The organism is Bacillus sp. KNSH39 (assembly GCF_052656585.1).
This window is the reverse complement of the sequence record NZ_JBQXYO010000001.1, coordinates 3,416,872-3,443,365: the sequence shown is the minus strand read 5'-3', so window position 1 is coordinate 3,443,365 and position 26,494 is coordinate 3,416,872. Positions and strand designations below refer to the sequence as shown.

Annotated in this window: 20 protein-coding genes, 1 riboswitch and 1 other annotated feature; of the genes, 13 read left to right on the top strand and 7 right to left on the bottom strand. The window is 35.5% G+C overall.

The genetic code is table 11. The annotated features are described in order from the left end of the window. Window positions 1-40 precede the first annotated feature (40 nt). Window positions 41-100: riboswitch (Fluoride riboswitch) on the bottom strand. A 232-nt stretch (window positions 101-332) separates the two neighbouring features. The 5 genes from ACUL40_RS17685 to tyrS all read left to right on the top strand — a co-directional run bounded on the left by ACUL40_RS17685 (window position 333) and on the right by tyrS (window position 6,416). Beyond that, window positions 333-1,391, top strand: a complete 1,059-nt coding sequence (locus ACUL40_RS17685) for an endonuclease/exonuclease/phosphatase family protein (protein WP_000714050.1) — start codon at window positions 333-335, stop codon at window positions 1,389-1,391. Window positions 1,392-1,423: 32 nt separating this feature from the next. Continuing rightward, the gene (locus ACUL40_RS17680; RefSeq protein WP_445422797.1) at window positions 1,424-2,926 is read left to right on the top strand and encodes a DUF4077 domain-containing protein; all 1,503 of its coding nucleotides are present in this window, start codon (window positions 1,424-1,426) and stop codon (window positions 2,924-2,926) included. Window positions 2,927-3,092: 166 nt separating this feature from the next. Further along, window positions 3,093-3,488: an SET domain-containing protein gene (locus ACUL40_RS17675; protein ID WP_000573649.1), complete on the top strand. Its 396-nt coding sequence runs from the start codon at window positions 3,093-3,095 to the stop codon at window positions 3,486-3,488. Window positions 3,489-3,871: 383 nt separating this feature from the next. Further along, window positions 3,872-4,789, top strand: a complete 918-nt coding sequence (murB, locus tag ACUL40_RS17670; protein ID WP_001057102.1) for a UDP-N-acetylmuramate dehydrogenase — start codon at window positions 3,872-3,874, stop codon at window positions 4,787-4,789. A 97-nt stretch (window positions 4,790-4,886) separates the two neighbouring features. Beyond that, window positions 4,887-5,102, top strand: a binding site (T-box leader). A gap of 51 nt (window positions 5,103-5,153) precedes the next feature. Then, window positions 5,154-6,416: a tyrosine--tRNA ligase gene (gene tyrS, locus ACUL40_RS17665; protein ID WP_326037920.1), complete on the top strand. Its 1,263-nt coding sequence runs from the start codon at window positions 5,154-5,156 to the stop codon at window positions 6,414-6,416. Window positions 6,417-6,754: 338 nt separating this feature from the next. Here the strand turns inward: tyrS and ACUL40_RS17660 are convergent, their stop codons facing one another. The 3 genes from ACUL40_RS17660 to ACUL40_RS17650 all read right to left on the bottom strand — a co-directional run bounded on the left by ACUL40_RS17660 (window position 6,755) and on the right by ACUL40_RS17650 (window position 9,195). Next, the gene (locus tag ACUL40_RS17660; protein ID WP_000043202.1) at window positions 6,755-7,933 is read right to left on the bottom strand and encodes an NAD(P)/FAD-dependent oxidoreductase; all 1,179 of its coding nucleotides are present in this window, start codon (window positions 7,931-7,933) and stop codon (window positions 6,755-6,757) included. Window positions 7,934-7,977: 44 nt separating this feature from the next. Beyond that, window positions 7,978-8,418, bottom strand: coding sequence for a DUF1641 domain-containing protein (locus tag ACUL40_RS17655; RefSeq protein ID WP_001115309.1), 441 nt, complete (start codon window positions 8,416-8,418; stop codon window positions 7,978-7,980). A gap of 432 nt (window positions 8,419-8,850) precedes the next feature. Next, the gene (locus tag ACUL40_RS17650) at window positions 8,851-9,195 is read right to left on the bottom strand and encodes a winged helix-turn-helix transcriptional regulator (RefSeq protein ID WP_000760481.1); all 345 of its coding nucleotides are present in this window, start codon (window positions 9,193-9,195) and stop codon (window positions 8,851-8,853) included. Window positions 9,196-9,568: 373 nt separating this feature from the next. Between ACUL40_RS17650 and ACUL40_RS17645 the strand changes: the two genes are divergently transcribed. The 4 genes from ACUL40_RS17645 (at window position 9,569) to ACUL40_RS17630 (ending at window position 16,991) form a co-directional block, all read left to right on the top strand. Next, window positions 9,569-10,732, top strand: a complete 1,164-nt coding sequence (locus ACUL40_RS17645) for an MFS transporter (protein ID WP_002026553.1) — start codon at window positions 9,569-9,571, stop codon at window positions 10,730-10,732. Between the two features lie 16 nt (window positions 10,733-10,748). Next, entirely contained in the window at window positions 10,749-11,588 is an 840-nt protein-coding gene (locus ACUL40_RS17640) for an aldo/keto reductase (RefSeq protein ID WP_000793532.1), read from the top strand. Window positions 11,589-11,697: 109 nt separating this feature from the next. After that, window positions 11,698-12,618 (top strand): thioester domain-containing protein, encoded by a 921-nt coding sequence (locus ACUL40_RS17635; protein ID WP_001022532.1) that lies wholly within the window; start codon window positions 11,698-11,700, stop codon window positions 12,616-12,618. Window positions 12,619-13,190: 572 nt separating this feature from the next. Further along, a complete protein-coding gene (locus ACUL40_RS17630; RefSeq protein WP_139245377.1) occupies window positions 13,191-16,991 on the top strand; it encodes a putative mucin/carbohydrate-binding domain-containing protein in 3,801 nt (1,266 codons plus the stop codon). Window positions 16,992-17,037: 46 nt separating this feature from the next. Here ACUL40_RS17630 and ACUL40_RS17625 read toward each other — a convergent pair whose 3' ends face one another. Next, window positions 17,038-17,676: an NAD(P)-dependent oxidoreductase gene (locus tag ACUL40_RS17625; RefSeq protein WP_000689902.1), complete on the bottom strand. Its 639-nt coding sequence runs from the start codon at window positions 17,674-17,676 to the stop codon at window positions 17,038-17,040. 304 nt (window positions 17,677-17,980) lie between these two features. Here ACUL40_RS17625 and ACUL40_RS17620 point away from each other — a divergent pair, with 304 nt between their 5' ends. The 4 genes from ACUL40_RS17620 to ACUL40_RS17605 all read left to right on the top strand — a co-directional run bounded on the left by ACUL40_RS17620 (window position 17,981) and on the right by ACUL40_RS17605 (window position 24,194). Then, on the top strand, window positions 17,981-19,411 hold the full coding sequence (locus tag ACUL40_RS17620; RefSeq protein WP_001022929.1) for an alanine/glycine:cation symporter family protein: 1,431 nt from the start codon (window positions 17,981-17,983) through the stop codon (window positions 19,409-19,411). Window positions 19,412-19,746: 335 nt separating this feature from the next. Next, window positions 19,747-21,189 (top strand): alanine/glycine:cation symporter family protein, encoded by a 1,443-nt coding sequence (locus ACUL40_RS17615; protein WP_000346371.1) that lies wholly within the window; start codon window positions 19,747-19,749, stop codon window positions 21,187-21,189. A 295-nt stretch (window positions 21,190-21,484) separates the two neighbouring features. Further along, window positions 21,485-22,666, top strand: coding sequence for a NupC/NupG family nucleoside CNT transporter (locus ACUL40_RS17610; protein WP_445422798.1), 1,182 nt, complete (start codon window positions 21,485-21,487; stop codon window positions 22,664-22,666). Between the two features lie 346 nt (window positions 22,667-23,012). Continuing rightward, window positions 23,013-24,194: a NupC/NupG family nucleoside CNT transporter gene (locus ACUL40_RS17605; RefSeq protein WP_000673874.1), complete on the top strand. Its 1,182-nt coding sequence runs from the start codon at window positions 23,013-23,015 to the stop codon at window positions 24,192-24,194. A gap of 44 nt (window positions 24,195-24,238) precedes the next feature. Here the strand turns inward: ACUL40_RS17605 and ACUL40_RS17600 are convergent, their stop codons facing one another. From ACUL40_RS17600 to ACUL40_RS17590, 3 genes are all read right to left on the bottom strand, one after another. Then, on the bottom strand, window positions 24,239-25,408 hold the full coding sequence (locus ACUL40_RS17600) for a DUF418 domain-containing protein (RefSeq protein WP_001076361.1): 1,170 nt from the start codon (window positions 25,406-25,408) through the stop codon (window positions 24,239-24,241). A gap of 150 nt (window positions 25,409-25,558) precedes the next feature. Further along, window positions 25,559-26,065, bottom strand: a complete 507-nt coding sequence (locus tag ACUL40_RS17595) for a ferritin (protein WP_000949403.1) — start codon at window positions 26,063-26,065, stop codon at window positions 25,559-25,561. Window positions 26,066-26,118: 53 nt separating this feature from the next. After that, complete coding sequence (locus ACUL40_RS17590) at window positions 26,119-26,442, bottom strand: MazG nucleotide pyrophosphohydrolase domain-containing protein (RefSeq protein WP_445422799.1); 324 nt, start codon at window positions 26,440-26,442, stop codon at window positions 26,119-26,121. Between the last annotated feature and the right edge of the window lie 52 nt (window positions 26,443-26,494).

The window sequence follows — 26,494 nt, the reverse complement described above, 5'->3', positions numbered from 1 at the left end:
TAAATAGATTGCTCAAAAAAATAGACTCCTACCAGTATGTATACTGGTAGGAGTCATTAGCTAAGCAGCGTTTATGGCGAACTCCATCGCCTAGGATTATTACATATAGTGTACTAAATATACCGTTTAAATTCCAGTGAGGAGGTGGGTGTAACGTTTCTTTTTTTGATGTCTGAAGGTTTTTCAAGTAATTAAAATGGGATCGATTACTTATCAACTAAATATAGTGATATACGGTTTTAATTATGATAAAATGTTTCTTATGTGTGTCGTTTTGTTTTATTTGACTGAAAATAAAGAAAAATAAATTCGCGTGAAAAGGAGTCATTTATTTGAAGAAATTTTTAAAAATCGTATTTACATGTGTTTTAGTAGTAGCGGGCATTGTAGGAGGATTTCTAGCGTATATGACACTTACTAAAGAACAGCCTGCTGATGTTATAAGCTTGAAGGTGGAGAATAATAAGGAGCGCGTATTAGCGACTGGAAATGAGTTTAAAGTTACAACATTTAATATTGGATATGCTGGGTTAGATAAGGATCAAGATTTCTTTATGGATGGTGGAAAGGGATCTGGTTCAAGTAGTAAAGAGCAAACGGAAACTAATTTAAAGAATATGCTTTCGTTTTTACAAAATGAGAATAGTGATTTTGCACTATTACAAGAAGTTGATATAAAGTCACTTCGTTCATTTGATGTAAATGAACATGAATTTTTGAAAAAAGGATTACCTGATTATGTTTCGTCATTTGGCAAGAACTACGATACGAAATGGGTTCCAGTGCCAATAATAAATCCAATGGGATATGCGGAGGCTGGATTAAGTACGTTTTCTAAATACACTGTTCAAGAAGCGAAGAGGTTCCAGCTTCCTGGAATGGAGCCTTGGCCAAAGCGTTTGTTTGATTTAGATCGAGCAATTGTGGAATATAAAATTCCTGTTAATAATGGGAAACATGTTAGACTCGTAAATTTACATTTGTCTGCTTATGATGAAGGCGGGAAAATTAGAAAACAGCAAGTAGAGTACTTAAAAGAATATATGAACAAGCATTATGAAAATGGTGATTACGTAATAATGGGCGGAGATTGGAATCAATTAGTTTCAAACGCTCAATTAAGTGATCCGAAGTTTGTGAAAGAGCGCCCTGAGTGGTTAGTAGAGTTACCGAAGGACTTTACAGACGGTGGCTTTAAGTGGGCTGTAGATCCGTCTGTTATGACTGTGAGAGATGATGTAAAGAAATATGTAGAAGGTGAAAATTTCGTCACTATTATTGATGGCTTTATCGTTTCACCGAATGTAGAGATTGTAAATGTACAAGGGAAAGATTTAAAGTTTGAAAATAGCGATCATAACCCAGTAAGTGCGGTATTTAAACTGAAGTAATTGATATGTATAAGTAGAAGGTGGGGCTTCATATGGAGTGGTTAAAGAGGACTTGTTTTTCTAACCTTGAGAAAGAATCACAGAAAAATCATTTATTACTGTTTATAACGATTTGTAGTTTCTTTCTTGGGATAATCGCAATTGGGTATTATGGATATATTTTTACAGAGAGAGCAATAGCGTTTTGGATTTGTGGTATTTCTGTCGTTGCATTTGGAACGCTTTTTACTTTTATAAAAAGTATGGAATCAGCGTATAAATATATCATGACATTTATGTTGCTTACAATGTCTTACATTATGGTACAAGCCTTTAATGAAAGCCCGGCTGTATTTCAAATGGTCTATTTTACATTAGCTGTTTCACTTATTTACTTAAGTGAGCGCCTCATTTTAATTCTTGGCGGGGTAGCTGTTGTGATCACATTTATCCTTTGTAGCTATTGGCCGGAGCAATTTTTTGCTTATACAGCCTCGTCTGAAGCTGCTAATTTCGCAAGTTTGTTAGCGATTGTAACAATCGCTATGTGGGGCGTCACGAAAATCGGTTCTAATCTGCTCCTTCGTTTAAGTGATGAGAAGCAAGAAGTAATGAGAAAAGCTCAGGAGTTAGAAGAGACGCAAAGACTTATTGAAGAAACAGTTGTGAAACTAGATAGTAATTTCAATCATTTAAGACAAAATATGAACACGTCGATGGAATCGATGAGTGAAATTAATTTTGCCTTTGAAGAGGTGGCAGTTGGTACGCAATCACAATCAGAGATGATGTATCGTTCGGTAGAAGTATTGAATGATATGGAAGGAAATATTGAACAAATCATCTCTCAAGTAAGAACTGCATCGGCTCGTGTGGATGAAAGCTTAGAAATTTCAAAAGGTAGTGTACATACTCTAAGAAATTTTGAAACTAACATGAGAAGTTTAAATGATGTTGTTTCACAGTCTGGAATTATATTTAGAGATTTAATGATGCAATCGAAACAAATTAATGAAATTGTAGATGTAATAACGAATATTTCAAGTCAGACGAGTTTGCTAGCTTTAAATGCAAATATTGAAGCTGCGAGGGCAGGCGAGCATGGAAAAGGTTTTGCTATTGTAGCGAGTGAAGTGTTAAAGCTTGCTGAAGAATCAAATCGTTCTGCGGGAAGAATTCAAGGGATTTTGAAGGAGTTTAGTAATCAAGCAAGTAAGGTAGAAGTGCAAGTAGAAAAGTCAGAAAGAGTACAAGAAGAATGTAACGAGATGTTAGCAAGCGTTTTAACAAATGTAACTGATTTAGGGAAGTTTATTGATGCGATTAATGAAGTAATGCGAGAGGTTGTTGTTCATCAAGAAAGTTTCCAAGTTAAAACGACGAATATCGTAAAGGATGTTACGCATGCTTCTAACGTAATTCAGCAAACTTCTACAGCTACAGAAGAAGTGCTAGCGAGTGTGGAAGAAGAAAAATATCGAAATGATACGTCAGTGAAGACGTTACAAACTGTTAGCGAGCAAGTGAAGTTGTTAGAAGATATTTTAGAAAAGTAATATTGCTTGGAAAGAGCACGAATGATGTGCTCTTTTTTCATTGAAACGAATACTTGATAGGAATTTAATTGCTTTTCTGCGCGTTTTCTGCCAAGCTTAAGGAGATAAAATTCAGCTAATAGCGGAATTAAAATACTTCAAAGAAAGAATTAAATAGGTGACGCATATGATCGAAGTTAAGACTTCTGAACTTAGTGATGGAGAATTTAATAGAGGTGTATTTGCAACTCGTGATATTAAAAAAGGTGAGTTGATACACGCAGCACCAGTTATCTCTTATCCGAATGAACAGCATGAACATATTGAGAAAACATTACTTGCTGACTACGCATTTGAGTATGGAATCAATCATACGGCAATCCTTTTAGGATACGGTATGTTATTTAATCATTCATATACACCGAATGCAACGTATGATATTGTCTTCGAGAACCATACGTTTAACTTCTATGCTTATAAGGATATAAAAGCAGGAGAAGAAATTTTAATCAATTATAATGGTGAAGTTGATAACGATGAGCTGTTATGGTTTGATAAAGAAAAAGAAGAGAACGAAAAGTAATATAAAGAGTATAGAAAGAGCACATTCTGTCGGATGTGCTCTTTTTTTATTGATGTAAATAAAGTAAAAAGTACAAAAAAATACCACTTTCTTTTTGTGTGGTATAGTAAGATACTGAGGGATAGTGTTTTGAAAAAGTCACATATTTTACAAATTGTTGTCTTTCTGATGACATGTCAAGTTTAGTAGTCCATTTGGGTTGCTTTATTATGCAATATATATTTTAATATGAGTGGCACCTCTTATAAATTAAGAGGTTTATAGGTGTCTCGAATTGATTTTGGGTACACTGTATCCACCACTTTAGGTTCTTTCATGTACGTGGGGATATTATGGGCCCGTATAACGGGATAAAATGAATATAGAAATAGAGGAATCGTAAAATGAATATGCAAGAGGTTTATAAATATTTAAGTACGGTATTGCCTGAAGGACATGTTAAACAAGATGAAATGTTAAAGAATCATACGCATATTAAAGTTGGCGGAAAAGCAGATGTTTTTGTTGCGCCTACAAATTATGATGAAATTCAAGAAGTTATCAAATATGCGAACGAATATAATATTCCAGTTACGTTTTTAGGAAATGGATCGAATGTCATTATTAAAGATGGTGGAATTCGCGGGATTACAGTAAGTTTAATTCATATTACAGGTGTTACTGTAACAGGAACGACGATTGTAGCACAGTGTGGTGCAGCAATTATTGACGTATCACGTATTGCCTTAGACCATAACTTAACGGGTCTTGAGTTTGCTTGTGGTATTCCAGGTTCAGTTGGCGGAGCATTATATATGAATGCTGGTGCATACGGCGGTGAAATTTCGTTTGTATTAACAGAAGCTGTCGTAATGACAGGTGATGGAGAGCTACGTACTTTGACGAAAGAAGCATTTGAATTTGGATATCGTAAGAGTGTATTTGCGAACAACCATTACATTATTCTTGAAGCGAGATTTGAACTTGAAGAAGGTGTACATGAAGAAATTAAAGCAAAAATGGATGATTTAACGTTTAAACGTGAGTCAAAACAGCCTCTAGAATATCCTTCATGTGGTAGCGTATTTAAGCGCCCACCAAATAACTTTGCTGGTAAGTTAATTCAAGACTCAGGACTACAAGGTAAGCGAATTGGTGGAGTAGAAGTTTCTTTAAAACACGCTGGGTTTATGGTGAATGTTGATAACGGAACAGCACAAGATTACATCGATTTAATTCACTTCGTACAAAAGACAGTTGAAGAGAAATTTGGCGTGAAGTTGGAGCGAGAAGTAAGGATTATTGGAGAAGATAAGGAATAAAGAAATACGTATGAAGATATGAATTATTTTAAAATAATATTTGGGTATTGTTGACAATTTGTTTTCAATTCAATATAATGGCTAATAATTTAACAAATAACATACGTTGAAAGAGCCCAGTAGCAGTTTGTCACTGTTAACGAGAGAGCTAGGGGTTGCTGGAACCTAGCACAAACAAACTTGTGAATTACACTCTGGAGTATCTTAGGTAATGCTAAGCGGACTGGCAATCGATATTATTGCTAAGAGTGGTATGAGTAGCTATGCTATTTATACAAACTGGGTGGTAACACGGTGAATAATCGTCCCTATGTCATAGACATAGGGATTTTTTGTTTTAAAAAAATAAAGGGGATGACAAAAGATGAATATCATTGATGAGTTAGAATGGCGCGGCGCCGTTAATCAACAGACTGACGAAGAAGGCTTACGTAAGTTAGTAGAAGAGAAAAAGATTTCACTATACTGCGGAGTTGATCCGACTGGTGATAGTATGCATATCGGACATTTGATTCCGTTTATGATGATGAAGAGATTCCAATTAGCTGGTCATCATCCTGTTATTTTAATTGGCGGGGCAACAGGAACAATTGGTGATCCGAGTGGACGTCAATCAGAGCGTCAACTTCAAACGTTAGAAGTGGTTCAGCATAATGTAGATGCGTTAACAGCACAAATGAAAAAGCTATTTGATTTTGGTGGAAATAGCGAAGTGAAGATGGTAAATAACTATGATTGGACACATGAAATAAATATTATTGAGTTTTTACGTGATTACGGGAAAAACTTTAGCATCAATAGCATGTTAGCGAAGGATATTGTAGCAAGCCGTTTGGATACAGGTATTTCTTTCACGGAATTCACGTACCAAATTTTGCAAGCGATGGACTTCCATCATTTATACACGAAAGAGGATGTTCAACTGCAAATTGGTGGTAGTGACCAATGGGGAAATATTACGAGTGGTTTAGATTTAATTCGTAAGTTAGAGGGTCATGAGGCGAAAGTATTCGGATTAACGATTCCGTTATTATTAAAATCGGACGGTACGAAGTTTGGTAAATCAGCGGGTGGTGCGGTTTGGCTTGATCCTGAAAAAACGACACCGTTTGAATTTTACCAGTTCTGGGTAAATACAGATGACCGTGACATCGTTAAATACTTGAAATACTTTACGTTCTTAACGAAAGAGCGTATTGATGAATTAGCGGTTAAGGTGGAAACAGAGCCTCATAAACGTGAAGCACAAAAAGTACTAGCAGAAGAAATGACGAAATTCGTTCATGGAGAAGAAGCATTCCTGCAAGCTGTGAAAATTACAGCAGCGTTATTTAGCGGAGATATTAAATCGTTAACAGCTGATGAAATTGAACAAGGTTTTAAAGAGATGCCAACATTCCAGTCTTCAAAAGAGACGAAAAACATCGTAGAGTGGCTAGTTGATTTAGGAATTGAACCATCTAGACGACAAGCACGTGAGGATATTAATAATGGCGCGATTTCTATGAATGGTGAGAAAGTAACAGATGTGGGTACGGATGTTACTGTAGAAAATTCATTTGATGGACGATTTATTATTATCCGTAAAGGGAAGAAGAATTACAGCCTTGTGAAGTTAGGCGAATAGTTTGTGTGAAAGGATGGGAGTAGGAAGAATACTTCCATCTTTTCGTATACACAATTTGGACATAAAATAATCAGTAAATTTAGATAATTAAAAGGGTTATACGATTCTTCTGCCGAATAAATAAGTTAGAGAAAATTACGGATAAAGTGAAACTTTAATCAGTGGGGGGTGTTCCTCCCCACTGATTATTAGTTGAACCAATCGGGCTTTTACGGGCAGTTAATCTTCCAACTTCATCCCTGCATTCACTGTATTTTAAGGTGGAGGTTTTACTGCCCGTTAATGCGGGATAAAAATAGCCCGAACCATGCAGGGCATGATTCGGGCTTATATTCAGATTAGTAAGCTAAGCTGAATAGACCTTTAATGTGTGATAAGTAACGAACGTTACTTGCTTCTTTCATTAATGATGCTGGTAAGCCTTTAAGTGGAGTATTGCTTGCTCCAATTGTAGCAACCGCATCTTTACGTCCTAGACTAGCAAGTGTTCCAGAGTTTACAGGTGCGAACTCTTCGAATGCTTTGCCTTCTAGTGCTGCGTATAAGTTGTATCCAATTAACTCACCCATTTGCCAAGCGATTTGTGCAGTTGGTGGGTATGGACGTCCGTCTGGAGCGAAGACAACAGCGCTGTCTCCAGCAACGAATACGTCTTTGTGAGAAGTAGATTGTAGGTATGCATCAACTGTTGCACGTCCACGGTTAACTTCAAGACCTGATTCACCGATTAATGGGTTACCTTGTACGCCGCCCGTCCAAACGAATGTGTTAGCAACAAGTTTTTGACCGTCTTTTAAGTCGATTTCGTTGCCAGCAACGTTTGTTACAGGAAGACCAGTTAAGAATGTAACGCCGCGCGCTTCTAGGCTAGTAGTTGCACGTTCGATTAAGTGGTCTGGTAATACTGGAAGGATTTTTGGACCTGCTTCAACAAGAAGAAGTTTCACTTCTTTTGGATTTACGCCGTGGCTTTTTGCAAGTTTAGGCATAATGTCAGCAAGCTCACCAACTAGCTCAACGCCAGTTAATCCGCCACCACCGATTACGATTGTAGCATCAGCTTCGTTTTTCGTTTTCGCGTATTCACGAATACGGTCTTCAACGTGTTTGTAGATTTTGTTTGCATCAGCAGCAGATTTTAATACCATGCTGTTTTCTTCTAGTCCTGGAATACCGAAGTAAGCAGTTTTACTTCCTAAAGCAACTACAAGTGCATCGTAAGATAAAGTAGTGCCGCCAGCTAGTTTGATTTCTTTGCTATCAACTGAGAATGACTCAACTGTTGCGATTTTAAGATCGATATCTTTACCTTTGAAAAGCTTTGTAAGTGGCATTGCAACTGCTTGCTCAGACACGTTACCAGCTGCAAGGCGGTGTAGTTCAGTGATGATTTGGTGCGTTGGGTATTGGTTAATCACTGTAACTTGTGCTTCTGATTTACTGTAATATTTACGTACGTTTAAAGCGGCAAGAAGACCGCCATAACCAGCGCCTAAGATGACAATTTGTTTTGACATAGTATGATATCCCCCGTCTTTACTAATTGTTGTTATAAGTTAACTTATTTATTGTTACGTTCTGCACTAATTTGAAGATATGCGTTCACAAAGCGGAACATTTTTTGTGCTTGTGGATCTTTTAATAATTTTAATAGACCGAACAGGCCGATAACTTCGTTGCTTTCGTCAGCACGATCTTTCGCTTCGATTGCAGTAGCAGCCATGCTTTTCACTGTATCTTTTACAGGTTCTACAAGCTCTGTGATTGCACCAACAGTGTCGCTTTTTAATACTTCATCAGTAGCAACAGTTTGAGCGAAGTCATAAGACTTAGTTAAAATGTTAACAAGCTCAGTTAATTTTGGAAGCTGTTCTACTAGTGTTGTTAATGATTCTTGTACCTCAGGTTTTAACAACTGATCAAGTACATCAAGTTGTCCTTGGCTAGCAGAAATTTGTACAGTTTCTTGTTCTGGCTTTGTTTGAGTCATAGTTTCTGGCATCTCCAATTCTCCTTTACGATAGCAATACTCTTATTTTTTATAAGTAAGATAGTAAACGGTTACGAAACTTTATACAAAGTTTCACAAAACACAATAAAATGCCTTTAAATTTATGACAGCAAGTAAGCTGACATAAATCTAAAACCATAACGTCTTACTTATTATTTATGAACTGTCCGATACATGGCTTGTCCGCATAATGGAAAAGCTCCGTTACCGGAAAGTGTATATAATATATATCCTATATTATATACTATATACACCTATGTTAACATAAAAATGATTCCTAATTATTTGATATTGAGTGTATAACGTAGTGCTGACAAGGTATGAAAGCGTATAAAATATTTTGTTCCAGTTAGAAATGTACATATATATAAAGAAAAAAAGGAAAAAATGAACAAATTCATGTTCGTTTTTTCCTTTTTCCTATTATTCACCTTCTGCAATTAGCATCGATGTGTTACCTTCTTTTTCAAGATGGCATTCGCCCCAAGAACAAAGAGAATCAAGAATGGATTCTAAAGACCAACCGTAGTCGGTAAGAGAATATTCTACTTTCGGTGGGACTTGGTTGTATACTTTTCTTTGAATGACCCCGTCGTCTTCTAATTCACGTAATTGCTGTGTTAACATTTTTTGTGTAATACCAGGCATGGAACGTTTTAGTTCACTCGTTCTCTTTGTACCTTTCGTTAAGTGACAAAGGATAACAACCTTCCATTTTCCGCCGATAACTTCTAAAGTCGCCTCTACAGGAATATTGTATTTCTTCATATGAAATCCTCCCTTTGTAAGTAAAATAAGTTAAATCATACAAATGTTACTTTTTAGTACCTATAGCACTTTAAAGTACGTACTTTTTATTATGTTAAATATGTTTCATAATAGCACATGTAAGAGGCAAATGAGTAGTACGGTACCAAAAAGTGACTATGTTACTTTTTAGTGCCTATCGTACTTTAAAGTGCGTTCTTCAAAAAAGGAATGAAACCATTCATAATAGCATTTGTAAGTATGAAATATATTTTTTAGAAGATAAAAGGGCCTTTTTATCATACTATTATGATTGGATTTCTTGTAATAAGGAGGAATTCAATTGAGTTCATATACAGTACCATCTTCGGAAGCTCAGACGAGCCGAAGAAGTATGTTTGCTTTATTAGCGCTAGCAATTAGTGCGTTTGGGATTGGTACGACCGAGTTTATTAGTGTCGGTTTACTACCATCTATTTCAAAAGATTTAAATGTTTCGGTTACAACAGCCGGTTTAACGGTTTCCTTATATGCGTTAGGAGCAGCGGTAGGAGCTCCTGTTTTAACAGCGTTAACGGCTAGTATGTCGCGAAAGACATTATTAATGTGGATTATGGTTATTTTCATTATTGGTAATGGCATTGCGGCGGTAGCAACAAGCTTCACTGTATTAATTATTGCAAGAATTGTATCTGCGTTTGCACATGGTGTGTTTATGTCAATTGGATCTACAATTGCAGCTGCAATCGTACCAGAGAATAAACGTGCTAGCGCAATTGCGATTATGTTTACTGGATTAACAGTTGCGACTATTACTGGTGTGCCAATTGGAACATTTATCGGTCAACAATTTGGCTGGAGAGCGTCATTTATGGCGATTGTTGTAATTGGAATTATTGCTTTCATCGCAAACAGTATACTCGTCCCATCTAATTTAAAAAATGGTGTACCTGTATCGTTTCGTGATCAATTTAAATTAATTAAAAATGGAAGACTATTACTTGTTTTCATTATTACTGCACTTGGATACGGCGGTACATTCGTAACATTTACGTATTTATCTCCGTTATTACAAGAAGTAACAGGATTTGAAGCAAGTACTGTTACTATCATTTTATTAGTGTATGGAATCGCAATTGCGATAGGGAATATGGTCGGCGGAAAATTATCGAATCATAATCCGATTCGAGCGCTATTTTACATGTTCTTGATTCAAGCGATTATATTATTTGTTTTAACATTTACAGCGCCATTTAAAGTAGCTGGATTAATCACAATTATTTTCATGGGACTATTCGCATTTATGAATGTTCCGGGGCTACAAGTATATGTAGTTATATTGGCAGAGCGCTTTGTTCCGAGTGCGGTTGATGTTGCTTCAGCAATTAATATTGCCGCATTTAACGGAGGGATCGCTTTAGGTTCTTATATAGGTGGCCTTGTAACGAATTCATTAGGATTAATCCATACTGCTTGGGTAGGTGGCCTTATGGTAGTAGCCGCTGTTATTTTAACAGCGTGGAGCATGACATTAGAAAAAAGAGATCAAGTAAAATAAAAGGAGAGAAAATAAAATGAAAAACTTACAAAGTAAAGCAGTATTAAATAACGGTGTAGAAATGCCTTGGTTCGGTTTAGGTGTATTTAAAGTAGAAGAAGGACCAGAACTTGTAGAAGCTGTAAAATCAGCAATTAAAGCAGGATACCGCAGCATCGATACAGCTGCAATTTACGGAAATGAAAAAGCTGTAGGTGAAGGAATTCGTGCAGGTATTGAAGCGACTGGTATTGCAAGAGAAGAATTATTTATTACTTCAAAAGTATGGAACGCAGATCAAGGGTATGAAACAACAATCGCTGCATACGAAGAGAGTCTAAAAAAATTAGGACTAGATTATTTAGATTTATATCTTGTTCACTGGCCTTCAGAAGGAAAATATAAAGATACATGGAGAGCGCTAGAAACACTTTATAAAGAAAAGCGCGTACGTGCAATTGGTGTAAGTAACTTCCAAATCCATCACTTACAAGATGTAATGAAAGATGCAGAAATTAAACCAATGATTAACCAAGTAGAATACCACCCTCGTTTAACACAAAAAGAACTACAAGCTTTCTGTAAAGAACAAGGTATTCAAATGGAAGCATGGTCACCACTAATGCAAGGTCAATTATTAGATAACGAAACATTACAAGAGATTGCTGAGAAACACGGTAAAACAACAGCTCAAGTTATTTTACGTTGGGATCTTCAAAATGGAGTAATCACAATTCCAAAATCAACGAAAGAACACCGTATTATTGCAAACGCTGATGTATTTAACTTTGAATTAACGAAAGAAGATATGGAAAAAATCGATGCGTTAAATCAAAATCATCGCGTTGGTCCAGATCCTGATAACTTCGATTTCTAAGATTAAGGTAAGAAAAAAGAGTGCTTAAAAGCACTCTTTTTTTGTGCATAAAAATAGTTTCTAAATAAATACTACTTAGTATTAAGTTTGTTATTAAGGGGCTGTAAACATGAATATAAAGCAATCGTTCAAACTTTTAGCTATGTTTTTAAGTGTTTTATTTGTGTTATTCCCACTTCAAAAAGCATTCGCAGAAGTGATGGACCATACAAAGTATGAAATGAATTGGAGTTATAGTAAGTCCAAGAAGAAGCCAATTCGAACAGAGCTTATTAAAACGGCAGATGGCAAAATTGCTTTTTGCTTAAATGTAGATTTGAAATCTCCAAGCGGTCAAGATTTACCGGAAATGGGGAAAGTGGATATTAATGTGTACCGTGTACTATTGAATGGATATCCACAAAAGAGTCCACAAGAATTAGGGGTATCTGATTGGAGAGAGGCGCATTACGCAACGCAGCTTGCAGTATGGAATGCGTTAAAACAAATTGATGTTAATGATTTAGATTTCCGAAATAAAAATGTAGAGAAAGTAACAAAAGATATCGTTGCAAAAGCAAACGCTAGCGAAGAGCTACAAGAAATTACGATGAGTGTAACTCCTACAGAAGAACAAGAAGCAGTCTTAAAAAATGATTTCTTTGAAACAGGCTTATATACAGTAGAAACAAATGCAAAAAGCGGAACGTATAAAGTGCAAGCAACAGGTGCACCAGCGGGCGTGAAATTTGCAAATGAAAAAGGCGAAACAAAAACAGAATTTAATGTAGGAGAAAAGTTCCGCATTTTAATTCCGAAACAAACACCAGCTGGTGGATTTAGCTTTAAAGTATCAGGAAATTTAACGAAATTACAAGGGATTGCGCATAAAGGTACACCGACTATTCAAAATGCAGTAGTATTACTTGAGCGTAGTGAAGAAAAAACAAGTCCAGAGTTAGCGGTAAGTTGGAAAAAGGCTGAGGCTCCAAATAAACCAAATAAGCCATATACTCCAAATGAACCGCATAAACCGAATCAAAAGAGATAATGAAAAAGCATTGGTATATGCCAATGCTTTTTCATATGAATTCTTTAAAGATATATCAAGATAATAATTAATCGAGTGAAACACTATTTTAACGTTTGAAGAAGTATTTAAAAATAATAAAATATGGATAAATCTAAACGTTACAATAAATGGATTTTATTCACGAAATTGTAACATTATTCTAATTAGAGAGGCTATCAAACAAAGTGTAAAGCGTGTACAATTCAGTTGGAAAAACTACCTATAGATGGTCATATATGAAGAAAATGTAAAACTCTATTGTTGTTCACATTTTTAGATGTATAGATGACAATACTGAAAAATATCTTTTACTATTCTCTTTTTTATGTAGCAAGAGAACTCATCACAAATAGAGAGAAGTGAGGAGGGGATATTACATAAAAATTGTACAATGTAAGAAAGCGAATACATGGAGGGAAATGCGGTAGTAATAGATACAGGTGCGCGAGGTGTTAGTCTATTCGTTAAATGTTTTTATAAAGATAATAGGATTTTTCATTAAACGAATATATAGGATGGTTTGTCTAAAAAAAGGACAGGGGACACAGATTATGTCAAAGAAGAAAAAGAGTAGGGTATTAGTAGCAGGTATATGTATATCTACATTATTATCACCAGTAGCTTTCGAAGCATCAAAAGGATATGCGGCGCCTTTGGAAGAGAATAAAGGTGGGAAATTAGAAGAGAATAAATTTGAGCAGAGAGTATTTCAGTTGCCGGGGAAAGGTAGCGTAGAAGAAGAAAATAATCGTTTAAGAGTTACTTGGAAACTTTCCGCTAATGAACCGACTGGAATTTATGCAGAGCCAAATGAAGAGATTACAATTGACATAAAAGGAACGCAGTCTATCCAAGGTTTTATTGGAACGAGATCTTATGATGAAAAGGACCCAGAGGAGTTTGATTTAAAACCAGGAAAAAATGTTATTTCATCTTCAAGAGGCGGTATTTTATATTTTTATAATATGAATAACGAAGGAGAAGTAACAGCTTCCGTTACAAATGGTGGTAGTCACTTTCCTTTATTTATTTTAGGTAAGCATACGAAAAAAGATTGGGATGAAATGTTAAAAAAATATAAGGATCCTTATGCAGTTGAATTAAAAGGTGAGAGAAGCTTAATTACTACTACTTACGATTCTGTGCAGAAATATATGAAGAATACGGATCCAACAGATTTAATGAAATTGCATGATAAGATTATCCGTTTAGAAAACGCAGTGGCAGGATTATCTGAGGACAGTGTTGGGGTTGCAAAATCTCCAACTCATTATGTTCAGTTTGTTGAAAAACGGAAGCCTGCTAAAGGGGACTTTATGTTTGCGAAACATTATCATACAGGATATATTCCAACTGCAATGAATAGAGTTTTAGATATAGAGGTACTTGAGAAGGATGGATGGGGACCGTGGCATGAAGTTGGTCATTTACATCAGCAAGAACCGTGGAAGTGGTCTAAAGTAAGGGAAGTAACAGTAAATATTTACTCATTAGCTGTTCAAAAGGCGTTAGGGAATCAATTAGAAATGGATGAGCACTATAAAAACTCATTTGAGTATTTAGAGAAGCCTAAAGCAGAAAGATTCATTGATGACATTAATCCTCTTACAATGTTTTGGCAATTAAATGTAGTGTATGGAGAACATTTTTATCCTAGGTTACATCAAGCTTATCGTTTGTTACCTCAGAGTGAAATGCCTCATTCTGATGAAGAGAAAAAGCAGCTATTTATTTATATGACATCAAAAGTGGCAGGGCAAAATTTAATTCCTTTCTTTGAGGAGTGGGGATTAACACCAAATGATGATATTAGAGAGAAAATAGAAAAATCAAAGTTACCTAAATTAGAAAAGGAAATCTGGAAAGCTACAGATAGTAATGATATTCGTGAGAAGCAAGTTGAACTGTATAAGGTTCCGTATGGTGAACCTGCTAATGAAGTACAAAATCTTTTAGTTGGTACAGATTCTGACGAGAATGAAGCAAGTAAGCTTGTTCGAAATTTAGGTGAGAATGTAAAAGTAACAGGAAAGATTGTATGGCCTAAATTAGAGAAGGGGAAACAGGAAGTGTTAGTAGAAATTGGGGATGAGAAAGGAAATAAAAATTCAATTCCTGTCCAAGTTAACGGATTTTATGATGACAGTATAGTTTTTCAAGGACTTTCAGATGATGTAATGTCGACAGTGACACTTCACCACAATAAGAAGAAATTAAATGTAAACTTTACTAATAATGAAATACATTACCGTTTTGAAAAAGAAGAATATATGGGCTTAACGCTATATGATCGAAATGGGATTGAAAAGAAACGTGTATCAGCAGAAGGACAAGAAACGGGAAAAAGATTTGCGATGGAACTAAATGAATTGGATTTTGAATATGGTGATGTAATAAAAGTATTCCACGCAGAACCAAGCCGTTTGAAGTGGTTTAAAAATAACGAACTTGTAGATCAAGGAAAAGTTAAAAATAAAAAAGAGAAATTATTCCAAATAACTGAGCAAGGGTTCGAATTAAAAGATAGTTTACAAGAAGTGACGGCGAAACTGCAAAAAGTAGTAGTCGGAATGGATGTAGACAAACTAGATCCGAAAGAATTCGTACAAGTAAAAGATGGAGAAGTGGTTGGTTTTGTAGAAAAACCAAATACATCAAAAATTGGAGAACAAAAAGTAAAAATAGAGACGAAGGATGCTTTTGGAAATAAGAAGATAACAGAAGTGCCGCTTGAAGTAATTTATGGAGATAGTTTAGTATTTCATGCTAATGATAATGCAATACGTTCGGTTGTAACATTGCAACATGATAAAAAGGAACTGCACGCAACGTTTACAGGTAATCCTGTTCATTATCGTTATGTAAATGAAGAGTATATGGGGATTACGCTATATGATCAAAATGGGAACACAAAAAAGCGTGTAACAGCGGAAGGACAAGAAACTTCAAAGAAATTTGCGGAGCAAGTGAGTGGAATGCAGTTTGAATATGGTGATGTAGTAAAAGTATTCCATGCAGAACCGGACCGCTTGAAATGGTATCAAAATAATAGCCTTGCTGGCCAAGGTAAGGCGAAAGTAGAAAAAGAATTATTCTTCAAGGTAACTGAAAAAGGCTTTGAAAGAATGGAAACTTTACAAGAGGTAAAGGCAGTACCACAGAAGGTAGTAATCGGAACAGATGTAGAGAAAATAAATGCAAAAAACTTTGTTGAAGTAAAAGATGGAGAAGTAGTTGGATTTGTAGAAAAACCAAATACAACAAAAATCGGTGAACAAAAAGTAAAAGTAGAAACGAAAGATCGATTTGGAAATAAGAAAGTGACAGAAGTTCCTCTAACAGTAACATATGGAGATAGCCTACTTGTATATGGGCTGAGCTATAGAGATGGTGACTTGAAATCAATTGTAACTTTGCATCATGATACGAAAAAACTGAGTGCGACAGATACAAAGAACCTAATTCATGATTACTTTAAAGATGAAAAGTATTTTGAATTCACATTGTACGATAAAGAAGGAAGAGTGAAGAAAAATATAGCAGTAAAAGGTTTAGAGAATACGCAAGAATTTGCTAAGGAAGTAAATGGAATTGCATTTGAGTATGGAGATGTAGTGAAAGTATATCATGCGGAATCTTCTCGTTTACATTGGTATCAAAAAGATGTATATGTGGGCGAAGGAAAAAGTAAAGAGATAAAGGAATTAGTCTTCAAAATAACTGAAAATGGATTTGAAAGATTAGACGGTGAGCAAACAGTAAAAGCAAATCCGCAGCAAGTAGTAATCGGAACAAATAGCGAAACGCTAGACGCGAAGAACTTTGTTGAAGTACAGGGTGGAGAAGTAGTAGGTTTTGTAGGGGAAATAGATACGACAAAAATTGGTCAGCAAAAAGTGAAAGTAGAAACGAAAGATCGATTTGGAAATAAGAAGGTGACGGAAGTTCCTGTAGAAGTGACATATGGGGATAGTCTAGTCTATCAAGGTGTGTCCGATGTTACACGTTCAATTGTTACGTTAAACCACGCTGAAAAGAAATTACATGCAACATTTACAAATGAGGAGATTCATTATCGCTTTGTAAATGAGCAGTATATAGGCCTTACGATTTATGATCAAAATGGAAATAAGAAAAAGCATGTAACGGCAGAAGGACAAGAGACTTCAAAGAATTTTGCTGGGCAAGTAAATGGAACGGCATTTGAGTATGGAGATGTGCTGAAAGTATACCATGCGGAACCGAGTCGTTTGAATTGGTACAAAAAGAATGAGTTAGTTAAAAAAGAGGATGCGATGAAGGGGCAAGAAATTTCCTTTAAGATTACTCCAAATGGTTTAGAACAAGTGTAACAATAAAAAAATCTCGTAAAACATAATGTTTTACGAGATTTTTTTATTATTCAGCTTCAGAAACTACTGTGAAGCGTTCGTTTACATGTTTTGGGTTTTCAATTTCATCAAGTGCTGCAACTGCGAAGTCTTCGTAACTTACGTAGCTATCACCTTTTGCGTTCACAAGAAGGTTGTCTTTACCAGCTTTATAAGAACCAGTACGTTTTCCTAATGCGAATAGTGCAGAAGGGCTGATGAATGTCCAAGTGATATCATTTGTTTGTTGTAAGATTTCTAAGTTTTTACCTTGGTTTTGAGCTGTTGCAAGGTATTCTTCCGGGAAACCTGGTGTCTCAAATACACGTGTTGTTTTCTCTTCGTCTACAAATAAGCTTCCAGCGCCACCAACTACAAGTAATTTTGTGTTAGGTGCACCTTTCATCGCTTCAATTAGTACGTTTCCTGCATCTACGTGAAGGTGTTCTTGTCCTGCTGGAGCACCGAATGCATTTACAACTACATCGAATGCTTGCAAGTCGTTAGATGTAAGAGAAAATACGTCTTTTTCTAAAACTTTTACGTTTTCTTCTGTAATTTTTGCAGCGTTTCTTACGATTGCAGTTACTTCATGTCCGCGATCCAATGCTTCTTTTAAAATACGACTTCCTGCTTTACCAGTTGCTCCGATAATTCCGATTTTCATAATAAATCCCTCCAAAGTGTTTTGTTAAAGTGTATATCTGAAAGTAAATGAATTTGTTGTAATTAGGTTTGTTACAACCTGTTGTAATCATTATAGTTACAGGTTGGTATTTTTGTCAATAGGGTTGTTTGTGAATTTATTTTTTGTTTTAGTATGCACAGTTAGAGGGAGGGTAGTCAGTCATAAGGACATTGTTACTGTGAACCTGGCTAATATTTGGAAATTGCAAATTGTCGAAAAATGTTGATTTTTGAATGTTTTTTAAATATAATTCGTTTTATGGAGAAAAGGAGGGGTTAATTGTATGAATATTTTAGAGCAATTTATTTCATCAACAAATACAATTCTTTGGTCATATATTCTTATTGCGATGTTAATTGGTTTAGGTCTTTATTTTTCTATTAAATTGAAATTCGTACAAATTACTCATTTAGGGGAAATGGTTCGACTAATGAGTGATGGATTAACTGGAAAGACGCGTAAAAAAGGTAGTGTATCTTCTTTCCAAGCGTTTTGTATGAGTTCAGCAGCTCGTATTGGTATCGGTAACTTAGCTGGTGTAGCATTAGCTATATCTATGGGGGGACCTGGAGCTGTATTTTGGATGTGGGTTATTGCGATTATCGGGGCTTCTTCAAGTTTCGTAGAAAGTACGCTTGCCCAAATTTATAAAGTAAAAGATGGCAGTGGCTTCCGTGGTGGTCCTGCTTATTATATGGAAAAAGGTTTAAATAAACGTTGGATGGGAATTTGGTTTTCTATCCTTATTACAGTTAGTTACGGTTTAATTTTTAACTCAGTACAAGCGAATACAGTAACATTAGCGTTTGAAAATGCATTTGGTTTAGAGCGTTATATTGTTGGTATTGTATTAGCTGCATTAGTTGCGGTTATTATTTTTGGTGGTGTAAAAAGTATTGCACGTATGTCGGAAATGATTGTTCCGCCAATGGCGCTTGTTTATATTGCGGTAGCTATTTTTGTTGTCATTAAAAACTTCTATTTAATACCTGATGTGTTTACGGAAATCTTTAAAGGTGCATTCGGTTTAGATTCAGCTGTAGGTGGCGGTATCGGTGCTGCGATGAAATATGGTATTCAGCGCGGATTATTTGCGAACGAAGCAGGTATGGGTAGTGCGCCGAACGCGGCAGCAACAGCTGATGTAACGCATCCAGCAAAACAAGGTTTTATTCAAACGATCGGCGTTTTAGTAGATACATTCTTAGTATGTACATCAACAGCATTTATCGTACTATGTTCTGGTGCATATAAAGCAACGAATTTAGAAGGTATTGAATTAACGCAAAATGCATTAAGCTCACAAATCGGCCCATGGGCAAGTAGCTTCTTAGCGATTATTATTTTCTTATTTGCATTTAGTTCTCTTTTAGGAAACTACTATTATGGTGAAACAAATATTGAATTCATTAAACAAAGCAAAACGTGGTTAACAATTTACCGTATTGCGGTAGTTGGAATGGTATTATTCGGTTCTGTTGCGACGCTTCAAGTTGTATGGAATATGGCAGACTTATTTATGGGTCTAATGGTAATCACGAACTTAATTGCGATTACACTTCTTGGTCGATTTGCGTACGCGGCATTAGCAGACTATGTAAGGCAAAAGAAACAAGGGAAAGATCCAGTCTTCAGTGCAGATTCTATTCCTGGTTTAACGAATACAGAGTGCTGGGATAAGCCAGTGGTAACAGATAAAGAAAAAGCAGTGTAATTGAAAAGGCGAGCATCGAGGTAAATTCGATGCTCGCCTTTTTTGTTGTAGTAAATGATGAAAAGGGTGAGAGGTAATTATTAATATAACTTTTTTGTTTGTTTCTCTCTCTCGTTATTTGTGGGGAACGTCCTGTTTTAAAAGTATGGCTGGTCGAATAGGATAAGTTATTAAGTATTGGATAAATGCATGTAATGGCTATATTTTCATGTAAAAAACACGTATGTTAAAAGAGTTAACGTACTCATGTTATAAAATCTAACATAAAGTTCTTGATTACTAAAAGTTTTTAGAATATAATTTTCTTATTGTTAGGAAGAGGGGGCAATGCAATTATGGATTTTTTAGCTAAGGTAATTGGGGATATAAATAATATCCTTTGGTCATATATCATTATTGCGATGTTAATTGGGTTAGGACTCTATTTTTCATTTCGTGTGAAATTTGTCCAAGTTCGTTACTTCGGTGAAATGATTCGTTTGCTTGGGGATGGGGCAAGCTCGAAAACGAGGAAAGCGCAAAAAGAGAAGAGCGGCGTATCATCATTCCAAGCGTTTTGTATGAGTACAGCTTCTCGTGTAGGTACTGGTAACTTAGCTGGTGTAGCTATTGCGATCTCAGCAGGTGGTCCAGGAGCAGTATTTTGGATGTGGTTAATCGCGGTAATTGGGGGTGCTTCTGCATTTGTAGAGAGCACATTAGCGCAAATTTATAAAGTAAAAGATGGGAATGCATTCCGTGGGGGCCCAGCGTATTATATGGAAAAGGGTTTAAAGAAACGCTGGTTAGGTGTTGTGTTCTCTGTTCTAATAACAGTAAGTTTCGGATTGATTTTTAACGCTGTACAGTCTAATACTGTAGCGGCTGCCTTTGATGGGGCGTTCAAAACAGATAGTAGATTAGTAGGTCTTGTTATGGCTGGTTTACTTGCAGTTATTATTTTCGGTGGAGTAAAACGAATTGCTCGCGCGGTTGAAATGATTGTTCCAGTAATGGCAATTATTTATGTAGCAGTGGCATTATTCGTTGTTGTAACAAACATTACGGCAATTCCATATGTATTTAAAGAAATTTTCTTACATGCTTTCGGAATTAAAGAAGTAGTAGGCGGAGGATTAGGAGCTGCGATTTTATTAGGGGTAAAACGTGGGTTATTCTCAAATGAAGCAGGTATGGGTAGTGCGCCGAACGCAGCAGCGACTGCAAACGTAACGCACCCAGTTAAACAAGGTTTCATTCAAACTTTAGGGGTATTTACTGATACATTATTAATTTGTAGTTGTACAGCATTTATTATTCTTTTATCAGATGTGCATAATGCAGCTGATTTAAACGGAATTCAATTAACGCAGCAGGCGTTAAGTCAACATATCGGTCCATGGGCTTCTATATTTGTAGCAGTGGCAATCTTCTTGTTTGCGTTCAGTTCATTAGTAGGTAACTACTACTATGGTGAAACAAATATTGAATTCTTAAATGGAAGTAAAGTGCTATTAAATGCATACCGCATTGCTGTACTTGGTATGGTTATGCTAGGATCTGTAGCGACAATTCAAATCGTTTGGGATTTAGCAGATTTATTTATGGGAATTATGGCTGTTATTAACTTAGTAGCAATTGTATTCCTTTCTAAGTATGCTTTCGCAGCGTTATCAGATTATATTAAGCAAAAGAAACAAGGGAAAGATCCAGTCTTTTATGCGGAGTCTATTCCAGGTTTGAACAATACAGAGTGTTGGGATGAGTCAGCGGTAGCTGATAAAGAAAAAGCGGTATAATGAAAAGGGCATCAAGTGAAACTTGATGCTCTTTTTTTGTTTTATTCAACTATTTGCAGATAGTAAAAGACGAACATTCATAGACATTTTATAATAAAATGTAATTTTTTAAAGAAAAGTGCGGATATGATTTGTGATTTGTGTTAGAATGGAAAATGCCTTTGAAATAAGAGGTTTTATGATATTTCCTATCCGATTGAAGATTTTGGAGGAGAAATGGAAAGTTCGGATTATTTCTTGTTTTGAATGGTCAGACGTTCAACGTTAATGAAGAGTTAAATGGAGGATTTTATTAATGAAGTTTGTTATGTTCCTTGTAGGATTACTCGTTGTATTTGTACTCGGTTTTCTTATAAGTGCCGATCGAAAGAAGATTAAGTATAAACCAATCGCAATTATGCTTATTATTCAGCTAGCATTATCTTATTTCTTATTAAATACGCAAGTTGGTTATATTTTAGTAAAAGGAATTTCAGATGGATTTGGCGCACTTCTTGGATATGCGGAAGCTGGAATCGTTTTCGTATTTGGTGGTCTTGTTAATAAAGGAGAGGTTTCATTCTTCTTAACAGCGTTATTACCAATCGTATTCTTTGCGGTTTTAATCGGAATTCTGCAACACTTTAAAATTTTACCGATATTTATTCGTGCTATTGGTACGTTGTTAAGTAAAGTAAATGGTCTAGGAAAACTAGAATCATATAACGCAGTAGCAGCTGCCATTGTTGGACAAGCAGAAGTATTTATTACAGTAAAAGATCAATTAAGTAAAATCCCAAAACATCGTTTATATACATTATGTGCATCTTCTATGTCGACAGTGTCGATGTCAATCGTTGGTTCTTATATGAAAATGATCGAACCGAAATATGTAGTAACAGCACTTGTATTAAATTTATTTAGTGGTTTCATTATCATTCATATTATTAACCCGTACGATATTACAAAAGAAGAAGATACACTGAAATTAGAAAATAAGAAAAAACAATCATTTTTTGAAATGCTGAGCGAGTACATTATGCTTGGTTTCACGATTGCGATTACAGTAGCAGCTATGTTACTTGGTTTCGTAGCATTAATTACAGCAATCAATAGCTTGTTTGACTCAATGTTCGGTATTACATTCCAAGCTATTTTAGGATATATTTTCTCACCATTAGCATTCGTAATGGGTATCCCGCAAGCAGAAATGGTAACAGCGGGACAAATTATGGCAACAAAATTAGTATCAAACGAGTTTGTTGCGATGCTTGATCTTGGAAAAGTAGCTGGTGATTTATCGGCTCGTACAGTTGGTATTCTTTCTGTATTCCTTGTATCATTTGCGAACTTCTCATCTATCGGAATTATTGCAGGTGCAACAAAAGGTATCGATGAAAATCAATCAAATGTTGTATCATCATTCGGTCTACGCCTTGTGTACGGTGCGACGTTAGTAAGTATTCTATCAGCGATTATCGTTGGTGTTATGTTATAAAAAAAGGATTGCTCTAGCTCATAGCTAGGGCTATTTTTTTATGGTAAATTTACATGAAAAAACCAATTAATTAGGAATATATTAACATATAAAAATCTTTTAAAATTTATATTGCATTTCGTCTAGATAACGCTTACAATTTGATTTGTAGGTGGTATCAATTTCAGACTTTCAAGTATGGTAGGAGAGAAGAAGCTACCTTTTATAAATTGCAATTTATGTAAACGCTTACTGATTTTAGATGACAGTTGAATAGTTTTAGGGGTTTTAAATTTTTTTAACAACAATGGTCAGACGTCATTCGTTATACGACCAATAACTCGTGGGAGAAGTGGAGGATTCACATATGAAGTTCGTAATGTTTCTAGTCGGTTTACTTGTAGTGTTTGTACTAGGTTTCCTTATTAGTTCAGATCGTAAGAAAATTAAATATAAACCAATTGCACTTATGCTTGTCATTCAATTGGTACTTGCGTATTTCTTACTAAATACAAAGGTCGGATTTGTATTAGTAAAAGGGATCGCAGATGGATTTGGCGCTATTTTAAAATTTGCGGAAGCTGGGGTTAATTTCGTATTTGGTGGTCTAGCAAACGATGGACAAGCACCATTCTTCTTAACAGTATTATTACCGATTATTTTCTTAGCAGTATTAATCGGGATTCTGCAACATATTAAAGTTTTACCGATTATCATTCGTGCAGTCGGTTTCCTATTAAGTAAAGTTAACGGTTTAGGAAAACTAGAATCATATAATGCGGTAGCAGCTGCAATCGTTGGTCAAGGGGAAGTATTCATTACAGTAAAAGATCAACTAAGCAAATTACCGAAAAATCGTTTATACACACTTTGTGCATCTTCAATGTCTACAGTATCGATGTCAATTGTCGGTTCTTATATGAAAATGATTGATCCAAAATATGTAGTAACAGCACTTGTATTAAACTTATTCAGTGGATTTATTATCGTTCATATCATTAATCCATATGAAGTAAAAGAAGAAGACGATATTTTAGAATTACAAGAAGACAAGAAACAAACATTCTTTGAAATGTTAGGCGAATATATTATGCTTGGTTTCTCAATCGCTGTAACAGTAGCGGCGATGTTAATCGGTTTCGTGGCATTAATTACAGCAATTAATGGTGTATTCGATTCAATTTTCGGAATCACATTCCAAAGCATTTTAGGATATATCTTCTCACCATTAGCATTCGTAATGGGTATTCCAACATCAGAGATGTTACAAGCAGGACAAATTATGGCAACAAAATTAGTAACGAACGAATTCGTTGCAATGCTTGATCTTGGTAAAGTAGCTGGTGATTTATCAGCTCGTACAGTAGGTATTTTATCTATCTTCCTTGTATCATTTGCGAACTTCTCATCTATCGGAATTATCGCAGGTGCAACGAAGAGTATCGATGGCAAACAAGCAAACGTTGTATCATCATTCGGTTTAAAACTTGTATACGGTGCAACGTTAGTAAGTATATTATCAGCGATTATCGTTGGGGTTATGCTTTAATAAATTAAGAAAAGCAATGAGCGTAGGCTCATTGCTTTTTTTGTTTAACTTGCTTTATCCAAGTCTCTTTTAAAACGTGGTTTCTCTAAATAAGTTCCCAGTCTCCACACATATTCCACTGGCCCCATTCGGTATTTCTGGAGCCAATAGGTGCTAACGAATAATTGAATTGTATAAATTCCGATGGTTAAAAGAATACCGAAGAAATAGCCGATTTTCCCGTATAAGCCAAATCCATATGCGTAAAAAATGGTTGTTGCGATAATAGATTGCGCTAAGTAATTACTAACGGACATTTTCCCCATGTTCGCCATGTATGTTAGTAGACGGGTTGCTTTTTTGTAATGGAATAATAAAATGATTGTGCTTCCGTAAAAGAAGGTCATAGTTACTGGTGTAAGGCCATCTTGTAACATAATTAAAACCGGGTGTTTTATGAACATAGCTAAGATTTTAATTGTAAAAGAGAAGAGACCGGTGGCAAACCATATTTTTTTGACAGCAGGTATATGTTTACTGACCTCAAATAGCCAGCCTTTTTTCCCTACATACATTCCGAGTAGGAACAGTGGAGACATAAAAATTATTGCGAAAACTGATATGAAAAATAATCCGAATGCACCGTCAATTCCCATGTAATCAAAAGGATTTTCAGTCAATCTAAAGTTGACGTGATCCATATAGCTTCCAGTTTGATGGACTTTATGTTCTTTTTCAGTATAAGGTGCGAAATCATTTATATTTGTAGATGGATCAGTTTGATAAGACATAAGTGTAATAAGTGCGAGTAGAATAATCGCCCAAATAAGCAAAGTTTTCGGTTTTCGATTGATGAATATCATTAAAAAAATCCCGATTATTCCGTATGCAAATAAAATATCTCCCTCCCAAACAAAAGTGCCGTGAATGTAGCCGAGTAGTAAAAGAATGATAATACGTCTTATGTATGTGGGGAAGAATTTTTTTCCTTTTGTGATAATACTTTTTTGTAACAAAATAATGCTAAGCCCAAATAGAAAAGAAAATAGGGATATAAAGTTATGTGTGCCGAAAAATTGAATAAACCAATTAGCACCTTTATCAAGATCGCCAAATAGATAAGTTGGTTTTTCACTGGTGAAGAACCCAAATTGAATTAATGTCATATTGACTAGTAAAATGCCAAACAAAGCAAAACCACGAATTGCATCAACAGCTTCTACACGTTGATTCATTTTTCCTCTCCTCGTATATTCGTTTTTATATTGAAAATAATACCATTTTATATCTGGCACTATGTCAAATATGAGGAAATTTAAGGTGATTTTAAGATAGAGAGCAAACAAAAAAATCACCTTAATACATGTATTAAGGTGATTGAAATATTACTCAGCTGGAGGCGTAAATGTACGTTTCTCTAATTCAGCATCTAGCATAAACAGTGCGTTTGAATCGCTTGTAATACGTTTTAATTTTTGAATGATGCTATCGAATGAAGCTTCTTCTTCAACTTGTTCGTCAACGAACCATTTTAAGAATGTAATTGTTGCATGTTCACGCTCGTCCCAAGCGATATCAGATAAGTTGTAAATACGTTTCGTTACTTCACGCTCGTGCTCAAGTGCGACTTCAAAAGCGTTTAATACAGATTCGTATTCGTTATTCGGATTATCAAATCCAGTAATAATAGCGCGCTCTCCGCGGTCATTAATATAGTTGTAAAGCTTCATTGCGTGGAAACGTTCTTCTTCAGCTTGTACAAGGAAAAAGTTAGCGAATCCATCATAGCTCTCAGCTGTACAGTAAGCAGCCATTGCCATATAAGCATGGGCAGAGTAAAATTCAAAGTTCATTTGTTCATTTAATGCGTCGTGCAATTTTTTTGATAACATAAAATCCCCCTTAGTATTGTGACAAGAATATTATACCATAATTGATAATATTCTCATTTAGATACTTCGAACCTTTTTGAAAGCTTTGCGACGTGTGCGTCCATAATGTCTTGTAAGTCTAAATCATATTTTTGCGAAAGAATAATAAGGTTAGATAGTACATCGCCAAGTTCTTCTTTTAGTTCTTGTTTTAGCTCTTCTTCTGTTTTCACATCTTCATCAGGGCGATCGCGGCCAATTTCAATAGCACGAACGACTCGTGAAACTTCCCCAACTTCCTCGGTTAAGAAATTTAAGCGAATAAAGGCATTATACTGTGACCAGCTTCGTTTTTCGTAAAATTCCTCAACCCATCTTTGAAATGCAACGATATCCATTTCTTCCTCATCTCCTCAATATGTTGTACAATGTCAATTGTATCATAACAAT